This is a genomic window from Actinomadura sp. 7K507 (assembly GCF_004348425.1).
Lineage (GTDB): Bacteria > Actinomycetota > Actinomycetes > Streptosporangiales > Streptosporangiaceae > Spirillospora.
Map to the genome: position 1 here is coordinate 1 of NZ_SMKK01000308.1, position 9,382 is coordinate 9,382.

The window sequence follows — 9,382 nt, forward strand, 5'->3', positions numbered from 1 at the left end:
GGGGGTCGTCCCCCCTCGGAGGAAAAGGCGGTTCGGGGGGGTGCGGGGGGGCGTCCCCCCTCGGAGGGCCTTGAGGTGGAGCTGGTGCCGATCGGGTCGGCGGGGGCGAAGATCTCCGCGGTGCTGCTCGGCGAGGTCGACGCGTACGTGCACGCGGGCGGCCAGTACGAGTGGGATTCGGCGGCCCCGGCGGCGGTGGCGCTGGCCGCTCGGGCGCACGCGTCCAGGATCGACGGGTCCGTCCTGGAGTACAACCGGAGGGACCCTCTCCTCCCGGATATCCTGGTGTGCCATCCCGTGTCGGCGTCGACGCTGCTGACCGGCATCCGGGAAGTGAGCGGCGCCCTGCCGTGACCCGTCCGGTGTCCCGGGCGGGACTTTACCGAGGCGGGCCGGCGTTCGGTCCGGTGGAGGCGTGCCCGTCGCGTGCCACCGGTTGCATCTGCCAGAAAGCGTGAAAAGAGCCCCATAACCATGCAGCGTTCCGATTATCTGCTTTCCCAGCTAGACGTCCTCGAGGCGGAGTCGATCCACATCTTCCGGGAGGTGGCGGCCGAGTTCGAGAAGCCCGTGCTGCTGTTCTCGGGCGGCAAGGACAGCATCGTGATGCTGCGGCTGGCCGAGAAGGCGTTCTGGCCGGCGCCGATCCCGTTCCCGGTGATGCACGTCGACACCGGCCACAACTTCCCCGAGGTGATCGAGTTCCGTGACCGCCGGGTCGCCGAGACCGGCATCCGGCTGGTGGTCGCGTCGGTGCAGGCCTCGATCGACAGCGGCCGGGTGGCGGAGCAGAAGGGCCGCCGCGCGTCCCGCAACCGGCTGCAGACGACGACGCTGCTGGACGCGATCGAGGAGCACCAGTTCGACGCCGCGTTCGGCGGGGCGCGCCGCGACGAGGAGAAGGCGCGGGCGAAGGAGCGGGTGGTGTCGTTCCGGGACGAGTTCGGCCAGTGGGATCCGAAGAACCAGCGCCCGGAGCTGTGGAACCTGTTCAACACCAGGATCGTGCAGGGCGAGCATGTGCGGGTATTCCCGCTGTCGAACTGGACGGAGCTGGACATCTGGGACTATGTGCGGCGCGAGGAGCTGGAGCTCCCGCCGATCTACTACGCGCACACCCGCCGGGTGTTCGAGCGGGACGGGCTGCTGCTGGACGCGCAGACCGGGTTCGCGAACCGCGGCGACGACGAGCCGGAGTTCGAGGCGACGGTCCGGTACCGGACGGTCGGCGACGCGTCCTGCACGGGCGCGGTGGAGTCGAACGCCACGTCCCTCGACCAGGTGGTCGAGGAGATCGCGGCGACGCGGATCACCGAGCGCGGGCAGACCCGCGCCGACGACCGCACCAGTGAGGCCGCCATGGAGGACCGCAAGAAGGAGGGCTACTTCTGATGGCCGGCAACGAGCCCACGGACAAGACGGAGCCCACCGGCAAGACGATGGACCTCCTGCGGTTCGCGACCGCCGGCAGCGTCGACGACGGCAAGTCCACGCTTATCGGCCGGCTGCTGTTCGACTCCAAGTCGATCTTCGAGGATCAGCTGGAGTCGGTGGAGAAGACCAGCGTCGACCGTGGCGAGGAGTACACGAACCTGGCGCTGCTGACCGACGGGCTGCGCGCCGAGCGGGAGCAGGGCATCACGATCGATGTCGCCTACCGCTACTTCGCGACGCCGCGCCGCAAGTTCATCATCGCCGACACGCCGGGGCACATCCAGTACACCCGCAACATGGTGACGGGCGCCTCCACCGCCGACCTGGCGATCATCCTGGTGGACGCCCGGAAGGGCATCCTGGAGCAGTCCCGGCGGCACGCGTTCCTGACCACGCTGCTGCAGGTCCCGCACCTGGTCGTGGCGGTCAACAAGATGGACCTGGTCGACTACGACCGGGGCACCTACGAGCGGATCGTCGACGAGTTCACCGCGTTCGCCTCCAAGCTGGAGGTGACGGACATGACGTTCGTCCCGATCTCCGCGCTGCACGGCGACAACGTGGTGCAGCGCAGCGTGAACATGCCGTGGTACGAGGGGTCGTCGCTCCTGCACCATCTGGAGCACGTCCACATCGCGTCCGACCGGAACCTGATCGACGTGCGGTTCCCGGTGCAGTACGTGATCCGCCCGCACGCGTCCACCGACCCGGACCTGCACGACTACCGCGGCTACGCCGGACAGGTCGCCGGCGGCGTCCTCAAGCCCGGCGACGAGGTGGTGCACCTGCCGTCCGGGCTGACCACGACGATCACCCACATCGACGGGCCGGGCGGACCGGTCGAGGAGGCGTTCGCGCCGATGTCGGTGACGCTGCGCCTCGCCGACGACATCGACATCTCCCGCGGCGACATGATCGCGCGTCCGAACAACCGTCCCGAGGTCGCGCAGGACATCGACGCGATGGTCTGCTGGATGACGCCGGACCGCACCCTCAGCCCGCGTTCCAAGCTGGTGATCAAGCACACCACCCGCACCGCGAGGGCGCTGGTGAAGGACCTGCACTACCGGCTGGACGTCAACACCCTGCACCGCGACGAGGAGGCGACGTCGCTCGGCCTGAACGAGATCGGCCGCATCTCGCTCCGCGTGACGCAGCCGCTGTTCGCCGACGACTACGGCCGCAACCGGCTCACCGGCGGCTTCATCCTCGTCGACGAGAGCACCAACAACACCGTGGCCGCCGGCATGATCACCGGCGTGAGCTGACCGTCGGCCGCGGGGCCCGCCCGGCCCCGCGGCCCGTCCGTCCCGGCTCCCGGTCCCTCCCCCGAACAGTCGGGCCCCCGAAAAGCCGGGCCCCCCGAAAAGTCAGGCAGGCCCTCGATGCCACCATCCGTGGGAGTCGTCCTCCCGACGCACAACCGGCCGGAGCTGCTGCGCCGCGCGCTGGAGTCGGTGCTCGCGCAGGACTACGAGGGCGAGCTGCGCGCCGTCGTCGTGTTCGACCGCGCCGAGCCGGACGAGTCGTTCGCCGGCGACCGCGTCGAGGTGATCTCCAACGTCCGGGAGCCGGGCCTGGCGGGGGCGCGCAACTCCGGCATCCTGGCCCTGGACACCGATCTCGTGGCGTTCTGCGACGACGACGACCAGTGGCTGCCCGGCAAGGTCGCCGCCCAGGTGAAGGCGCTGGAGGGCGAACCCGGGGCGGTGCTGTGCAGCTCGGGCATCCTCATCGACTTCGACGGGCGGGAGCTGCCCCGGCTCGCCGGGACGGACCGCGTCACCTACGACGCCCTCATCCGGGACCGGATGATGAGCGTCCACTCGTCCACCTACGTGGCGCGCCGCGAACCGCTCGTCGAGATCGGCATGGTGGACGAGACGATCCCGGGCAGCCAGGGCGAGGACTGGGATCTCGCGCTGCGCGCCGCGCGCCGCCATCCCGTCGTCAACGTGGACGAACCGTATGTCCGCGTCCTGTGGGGGCTGACGTCGTACTACGCGCAGGCGTGGGAGACGAAGGTGGCGGCGCTGGAGTGGTTCCTGGAGCACTACCCGGAGATCGGCGAGGTCTCCGGCGCCGCCGGACGCGTGTACGGCCAGCTCGCGTTCGGGTGCGCCACCGTCGGCCGGCGGCGGGACGCGCTGCGCTGGTCGGCGCGGGCGCTGAAGGCGAACCCGGCCGAGCGGCGGGTGCCGTTCGCGCTGGCGGTCGCCTCCGGCGCGGTGTCGGGCAAGCGCGTCCTGCTCGCCCTGCACACCCGGGGCCGCGGTATCTGACCCATCGCTGCCGTTTCCCCGGCTTTGGCCACCTTTCCCCACGTCACGCCGGTACTGTCAATGGTCGTCGCAGAGTGTTAGAAGGAGCCGCTCTCGTGAACACATCTTCACGTCGCATCGTCGCGTCCGGGGCGCTGACGCTGGCGCTGGTGCCGGTGCTCGGGCTGACCGCCGCCCCCGCGCTCGCGGAGGTCGATCTCGACGCGATCGCCGAGGGCATCACCGAGAGCGGCTATTACGTCGACTCGGACGCCAAGTACTACGAGTCGGACGGGGCGCAGGAGCTGCTCCGCCAGGCTCAGGGGCGGTCCGTCCCGGTCTTCATCGCGGTCGTGCCCGCCGGGAACGACGCCGGGCGGATCCTCAAGAGCCTGCCGGGCCTGATGAGCCGCGAAGGCACCTACGCGGTGCTGGCCGGCGACCAGTTGAGGGTGTCCTCGAACACGCTGCCCGACCGGCAGGTGAAGACCGCCTACAACAAGGCCGTCAAGGCGAACCAGGGCAGGCCCGACGTGGCGCTGCTCAGGTTCGTCCAGACGCTGCCGGAGTCGAAGTACGCCCCGCCCAAGCCCGGGAAGCCCGGCAACAACGGCAAGCCCGCCCCTGAGCCGCCGGCGGAGGTGCAGCAGCAGGAGGAGCGGACCCTGGCCCAGTCGCAGCCGACCGCGCCCGCCGCGGGCTCTGAGGAGGCCGCGCCGAAGGACGACGGGTCCGCCATGCCGTTCGTGCTGGGCGGCGGCGGCCTGGTGGCCGTGGCGGCCGCCGGAGCCGGGTTCCTGCTGTGGCGGCGCCGTTCCATGACGCCCGCCCCGGCGACGCCCGGCGCGGCCGCGTCCGGATTCCCCGCGCCGGGTGCGCCCGCGCCTGGTGCGCCCGCGCCTGGTGCGCCCGCGCCAGGGGCCCCTGCGCCGGAAGCGCCCGCGTCGGGACGCCCCGCGTCCGGTGCGCCCGCGGCTCAGCCGCCCGCGCCTGGGGCTCAGCCGTCCGCGGACGCGCCCGGGCCCGAAGAGACCAAGCCGGAGCCCCCCAAGGACGCCTAGGCCCTCAGGGGCTCGCAAGCAGGATCAGGTGGCGTTCGCCGGCGCCGACCGACAGCGCCTCACCCGGCGCGGTACCGCCGGCGGCCGTCACCGTTCCGGGCCGGCTGCGGGGACCCTTCTTCCCGGAGCCGAGCTGGCCGCTGCCGCCCGCGCCCCACGTCAGCGTCGTCCCGTCGTCCAGGATCACGGCGCCGTACGCCTCACCCGCGAACACCTTCGCCACACCGCTTAGCTTCTTGGCGTCGGCGTCCGGGCCGACGACGACGCGGGGGGAGGTACGCAGTTCCAGCGTGCCGTCGCCGAGCTGCCCGGCGGTGTTGTTGCCCCAGGCGACGACGGTGCCGTCCTTGCGGAGCGCGTAGTTGTGCTTCTCCGCCGCGGCGATCGCGGCGACGCCGGTGAGGTCGCCCTTGCCGCGCACACCCGACACGAGGGCGGGCGTGAGCCGGTCCCGCCGGGACCCGTCGCCGAGCTGCCCGAGATCGTTGTGCCCCCATGACGCGACCCTTCCGTCGCGCAAGAGCGCGAGCCCGTGCTGCCCCGCGACCGCGATGCGGACGGCGCCGCTCAGGTGCCCGGAGCCGTTCAGGCCGCGCACCGGCACGGGCAGCGACCGGTCCGTGCGGGTGCCGTCGCCGACCATCCCGTAGTCGTTGGCGCCCCACGCGAACACCTGCCCGTCGCGGCGCAGTGCCAGCTCGGTGTGCCCGTCGGCGGCGATCGCGGTGACGCCGGTGAGCGGCCCGCGCCCGTCCGGCGCCTTCACGGTCGTGGGGACGCGCGGGGCGGTGCGTTCTCCGGTGCCGCGCTGCCCGGACGACCCCTCGCCCCACGTCACGACGGTGCCGTCGCGGCGCAGTGCCATGGAGAAGTCGTTGTTGGCGCTGACCGCGACGGCGTCGTCCAGCCGCCCGGGGTCCCCGTCGGGTGCGCGGACGGGCACGGGGACGCGCCTGTCGCGGGTGGTGCCGTCGCCGAGCTGGCCGTGGTCGCCCGCGCCCCACGCGACGACCTCGCCGCCGCCGACGATCGCCAGCGAGTGACGGCCGCCGCCGGCGACGGCGTGCACGCGGCCCAGCCGTCCCTCGCCGCCGGTGCCCGTCACCGGGGCGAGCCGGGGATCGATCGACGGGCCGGGGCGGCCGAGCTGCCCGTCGGTGTTGAGGCCGCTGGTCCACACGACGCCGGTCCGCTCGCCCGCGGCTCCCGCGGCGGGCGGCGGGGAGATCCGCGGCCCCTCCGCGGGCGACGCGGAACCGCCGCACGCCGCCACCGCCAGGAGCGCGGAGACGGCCGCGAGCGCGGCGATCGCCCGGCGTGCGGCGATCACCCGGTGCGCAGTGGTCACCCGGTGCGCAGTGGTCACCCGGTGCGCAGTGGTCACGCCGTGCGGACGCAGGCGAACAGGTGCCTGCTGTAATTGTCCTCGTACGGAGGCCGGGCGTCCTCGTCGGGACCGAGGTCGACGATCTCGTCGAAGCCGGTGTTCTCGCGCAGGAACCGCTCGACGCGCGGCGGGTCCCAGCCGCGCAGCGACTCGGCGAACCACGCCTCGTTGTCCTGGCCGGTGTCGAAGAACAGCACCCGGCCGGTGGCGCGGTCCAGCAGCCGGATCAGCTCCTCGGCGCTCACCGAGCCGCGGCCGAGGACGAAGTGGTGCAGCAGGCTGAAGCACGACACCACGTCCCAGCGGGCGGGCTCGTGGCCGCCGAGGAACTCGACGCAGTCGCCGGTCGCGACGGCGCCGTCCGGGAGCCCGTAGACCGCCCGGCCGAGCGGGACGGCCAGCGGGTCGCGCTCGATGCCCCCGGCGTCGAAGCCGCGCTCGGCCATCCGCGCGACGAACCAGCCGTAGCAGCTCGCGACGTCCAGGTAGCGGCCGCCGCCGATGCCGCGCTCGCCGAGGAACGCGTCCATCTTGGTGAGCCGGTCGGTGCACTGCCGTACCGTCGTCCAGCCGGACGCCAGCTCGGGCGCGTCGATGGGCTGGTACAGCTCGTGGGTGCCGTCGAGCCAGCTCATCTTGAGCAGGAGGTCCTGCAGGGGTGTGGTGACGGGCAGCCACTTGGCGACGACGTCGGCGCCGTCCGCGCCGCTCATCGCGGCGATCGCGAGCCGGTGGTGGCCGTCGAGGATCTGGTAGCGGTCGGAGCCGCGGACGGGCGCGACGAGCACCGGGTCCTGCGGGCCGCTCTGCTGCGGGCGGAGCGCCTTGTCCTCCGCCGGCTCGTCCGCACCGGCCGGGACGGCCTCGCCGCGGTAGCGGGCGATGAACGCGCGGGCCGCGGCGAGCACGCCCGCCTCGTCGGTGCCGCCGAAGTAGTTGCCGCCGGCCTTGATGCAGCGCAGCCCGAGACGCCCGTAGTCGCTGTCCAGGATCTGCTCGTCGGTCAGGCCGGGCTCCTCGCCGGCGAGCCGCAGCAGCGCGACGTGCGGGCCGTCCAGGAACGGCGTGGACGGCCACAGCAGGTCGTCGGTGCGGTCGGCGAACTCGCGGGCCGTCCAGCCGCCCTGCGCGCCGACGAGGAGCTGGTCGAACCGGACGGGCACCTTCCACGGCCGGCGCAGGACGGCGGTGGACACCGCGACGCGGGCGGCGGGCGGGATCGGCAGCGAGCGGCCGGCGTCGACCAGCCGCCCGTACACGGGGCCGCTGGGCGCGAGCCCGCTCTTGCGCAGCACCGCGCGGGACTTGCGGCGTACCTGGTTGATTCCCGGCATGTCAATTCCCGGCATGGGCGCTCCTGGCAGGTGTCGTGTCGGCGGCCGGCGCGGTGGCGGGCCCGGCGGGGGCGGGCTCCGCGGACCCGTGCGCGGCGCGGCCGCGCCTCCCCGGCAGCAGGGAGGCGAATGCGGTCAGGGACAGCCGCTCGCGGCCGGCCCACAGTAGGGCAAAGTACAGGATCGCGCCCGGGACCAGCGCACCTGCGAGGGCGACCGGGCTGGAACCGGCCGCGAACCGGACGGCCAGCGGCAGCACCGCGAAGCTCACCAGGGCCGAGCCGCCGGCCCAGAGCAGGCCCGCGCTCGCCGGGCTCATCCCGAGGATCCGGCGGACCTGGACGAGGGCCAGCACCGTCCGGACGAGCAGCCCGGCGGCCCGTGCCGCCGCCGCCCCCACGATCCCGAACGGCGGGATCAGCAGCACGTTCAGCACCAGGTTCACGCCGAGCGCGGTGCTCTGGTTGATCAGGCTCAGCCCGCTGCGGCCCGCCATCAGCAGCATCACGTCGCGGGCGCCGGTCGCGGTCGCCACCAGCATCGCCATCGCCAGGATCACCGTGACGGCCTCGCCCGACCCGCCGTAGCCGGGGCCGAACGCGCCCAGGTAGACCGGCGCGCCGACGGCGATCGACAGGTGCACCGGCCAGGCGAGCGCGAGGTTCCACGACGCGCACACCGCGAAGATCCGCTGCGCGCCCGCCCGGTCGGCGAGTGCCAGCAGCCGGCTCACGGCGGGCTGCATGACGTTCTGCACGGCCTGGGTGACGAGCTGGCTGATCACGATGAACCGGGTCGCGGCGGTGTAGATCGCCGCCTCGCGGGGCGAGCTGAGCGCCGCGACGAGCACGATGTCGGCGCGCTGGAACGCCGTCTGGCAGATCTGCGCGAACGCGCGCGGTGCGGTGAACCGCCAGAAGTCGCCCGCCAGCGGACGCCAGCCCGCAAGCGCGGCGGGCGCGTCCGGGCCGGCCGTCAGCGGTGCGTCCCCGCGATCGGCGCGGCTGATCCGCAGATACCAGAGCGCGGCGATCACGAGGCAGGGCAGGTAGGGCGCGGCCCAGGCCAGTGCGAGCCAGACCGCGTCCTCGGCGAGCAGCGCCGCGACGACCACCCCGGCGACCTGGAGCGTCTGCCGCAGGATCTTGTCGACCAGGACGGTCGGCCGCATCGAGCCGTACCCGCGGGTCGCCGCGAGCAGGGCGTCCTGCGCGGCGGCGAGCGGCAGGAACAGCGCCAGGACCCGCACCATGCCGGCGCCCTCGCCGGCTCCGACGAGACCCGCCGTCCACGGCGCCGTGGCGAGCAGGACGAGCCCGGCGACCGCCGCCGTCGCCAGGACCGGGATCAGCGCGACCGGCACCGTCCGCCGCGCGGCGGCGCGGTCGCCGAGCGCGAGGTGCCGGGGTATCCAGCGCAGCAGCCCGGCGTCGGTGCCGAGCCATGAGACCGCCTGCAGGATGATGAACAGCGACGTCGCCGCGAAGAACGTGCCGGCGATCTGCTGCGAGTACAGGTGCGCGACCAGGAAGACGAGCGCGAGGCCCTGCACGCCCGCGACGGCGGCGCCCACCAGGTTGAGGGCGCCGCCTCTGGCCAGTCTGTTCAGGTTGGGCCCGCCGGGCGCGGCCCCGCCTTCGCCGGTGCTTTCGCGCCGGTGGGCCGCCCCCGGGTCAGGGTTCTGCATGCCGTCCGGCCTTGTGGGGCTTCTTGCCATAGCGCGGCACGACGTCCGACGACGACTCGCCGGACGCACCCTCCGCGGGGGTGTCGGGGGGCTCGGGCGGCATGTACTTGGAGATGTCCTCCTGCGTCCGCGTCGAAGCCGACTCCAGCGCGGAGTCGGTCTCTCCCTGCTCGGGGAACGCCGCGTGCTCAGTGGACGCCGCAGGGTCGGGGGGGTCG

Annotated in this window: 9 protein-coding genes; 5 read left to right on the forward strand and 4 right to left on the reverse strand. The window is 73.4% G+C overall.

What is annotated here, in order from left to right:
• The 5 genes from E1285_RS40435 to E1285_RS40455 form a co-directional block, all read left to right on the forward strand.
• Nucleotides 1-354, forward strand: a 354-nt coding sequence (locus tag E1285_RS40435) for an inositol monophosphatase family protein (RefSeq protein ID WP_279510127.1), incomplete at its 5' end; no start/stop codon positions are given.
• A 120-nt stretch (nucleotides 355-474) separates the two neighbouring features.
• Nucleotides 475-1,392: a sulfate adenylyltransferase subunit CysD gene (gene cysD / locus E1285_RS40440; RefSeq protein WP_132159895.1), complete on the forward strand. Its 918-nt coding sequence runs from the start codon at nucleotides 475-477 to the stop codon at nucleotides 1,390-1,392.
• A 47-nt stretch (nucleotides 1,393-1,439) separates the two neighbouring features.
• Nucleotides 1,440-2,702 (forward strand): GTP-binding protein, encoded by a 1,263-nt coding sequence (locus E1285_RS40445; RefSeq protein WP_132159899.1) that lies wholly within the window; start codon nucleotides 1,440-1,442, stop codon nucleotides 2,700-2,702.
• A gap of 129 nt (nucleotides 2,703-2,831) precedes the next feature.
• Complete coding sequence (locus tag E1285_RS40450; RefSeq protein ID WP_243723392.1) at nucleotides 2,832-3,716, forward strand: glycosyltransferase family A protein; 885 nt, start codon at nucleotides 2,832-2,834, stop codon at nucleotides 3,714-3,716.
• A 95-nt stretch (nucleotides 3,717-3,811) separates the two neighbouring features.
• Nucleotides 3,812-4,756, forward strand: coding sequence for a hypothetical protein (locus E1285_RS40455; RefSeq protein ID WP_132159897.1), 945 nt, complete (start codon nucleotides 3,812-3,814; stop codon nucleotides 4,754-4,756).
• Between the two features lie 4 nt (nucleotides 4,757-4,760).
• Here the strand turns inward: E1285_RS40455 and E1285_RS40460 are convergent, their stop codons facing one another.
• The 4 genes from E1285_RS40460 to E1285_RS46070 form a co-directional block, all read right to left on the reverse strand.
• Nucleotides 4,761-6,104, reverse strand: coding sequence for an RCC1 domain-containing protein (locus tag E1285_RS40460; protein WP_243723393.1), 1,344 nt, complete (start codon nucleotides 6,102-6,104; stop codon nucleotides 4,761-4,763).
• A 32-nt stretch (nucleotides 6,105-6,136) separates the two neighbouring features.
• A complete protein-coding gene (locus E1285_RS40465) occupies nucleotides 6,137-7,492 on the reverse strand; it encodes a ParB N-terminal domain-containing protein (protein ID WP_243723394.1) in 1,356 nt (451 codons plus the stop codon).
• Nucleotides 7,479-9,164: a polysaccharide biosynthesis C-terminal domain-containing protein gene (locus E1285_RS40470; RefSeq protein WP_132159898.1), complete on the reverse strand. Its 1,686-nt coding sequence runs from the start codon at nucleotides 9,162-9,164 to the stop codon at nucleotides 7,479-7,481. Before E1285_RS40470 ends, E1285_RS40465 begins: the two co-directional genes overlap by 14 nt.
• A partial coding sequence (locus tag E1285_RS46070) for a hypothetical protein (RefSeq protein WP_207947182.1) occupies nucleotides 9,151-9,382 on the reverse strand: 232 nt, incomplete at its 5' end. The genes E1285_RS40470 and E1285_RS46070, both read right to left, overlap by 14 nt.

Coding starts and splice junctions, on each gene's coding strand:
- E1285_RS40470 (WP_132159898.1), bottom strand. CDS start 9,164: ATGCAGAACCCTGACCCGGGGGCGGCCCACCGGCGCGAAAGCACCGGC.
- E1285_RS40445 (WP_132159899.1), top strand. CDS start 1,440: ATGGACCTCCTGCGGTTCGCGACCGCCGGCAGCGTCGACGACGGCAAG.
- cysD (WP_132159895.1), top strand. CDS start 475: ATGCAGCGTTCCGATTATCTGCTTTCCCAGCTAGACGTCCTCGAGGCG.
- E1285_RS40465 (WP_243723394.1), bottom strand. CDS start 7,492: ATGCCGGGAATTGACATGCCGGGAATCAACCAGGTACGCCGCAAGTCC.